This window comes from Turicibacter sp. T129 (assembly GCF_025594975.1).
Lineage (GTDB): Bacteria > Bacillota_I > Bacilli_A > MOL361 > Turicibacteraceae > Turicibacter > Turicibacter bilis.
Window position 1 is genome coordinate 1 of sequence record NZ_JAMQUU010000025.1, and the last position, 937, is coordinate 937.

General features: G+C 38.7%; 1 protein-coding gene. It reads left to right on the top strand.

What is annotated here, in order from left to right:
• On the top strand, positions 1–937 hold a 937-nt coding region (locus NEH75_RS05165; protein WP_262948607.1), incomplete at both ends, for an ISL3 family transposase.

A 937-nucleotide genomic window follows, 5' to 3' on the forward strand; every position in this document is an offset into this window, starting at 1 on the left:
CCTCTCTTTTCAACCGACCCATTGTTACAACTGTGGTCATCTCTTTGACTCACAAATCATTAAACACGGCTTCAAAACCTCTCGTATTAAGATGATGAAACTCTCTGGCTTTGATACCTATCTCGATTTAAAAAAGCAACGCTATAAATGCCGTCATTGTAACAGTACCTTTACGCTTAAAACCTCTCTTGTGGAATCTAATTGTTACCTTTCTAATCCCCTTAAACAAGCCATTTTTCTAGAGGCTAGCCATAAAAAATCTGAATCAGATATTGCCCGTGAACTCAATGTTTCCCATTCAACCGTTAATCGGATCATTCATACGTCTTACGAGGAACAACCCCTTCATTTTAACGCTCTTCCTCAGGTGCTTTGTTTCGATGAATTTAAGTCCGTCAAGTCAGCCCAAGGTGCGATGTCCTTCCTCTTTTGCGATGCCTCAAATGGAAAAGTGATTGATATCATTGAAGACCGACGCCTAAGCACCTTAAAACCTTATTTCATGCGTTTTTCTAAAGAAGCCCGTGAAGGGGTGACTCACGTTGTTATTGATATGTACGCCCCTTACATGACACTCATTAAAGAGGTTTTTCCTAACGCTAAGATTGTTTTAGATAAGTTCCACGTCGTTCAACTTTTATCTCGTGCCCTCAATAAAACTCGTATTCGCTTCATGAACCAAAACAAAGAATTCTACAATAAATTCAAACATTATTGGCGCCTTTTATTAAAAGCCCAAGAGGATATCCATTCTACCCACTACTTCTATTCTAACTGTTTCAAAAAGCAGATTTCTCAACAAGAAATCATCGACTTTTTACTCGCTTTAGATCCGGAATTAAAAGCCACTTATGACTTCTATCAAACCATCAAACAGGCCATCAAACTTCGCAACTTTGATGCTTTTCATCATGCCATTCAAAACCCCTCTGACTTA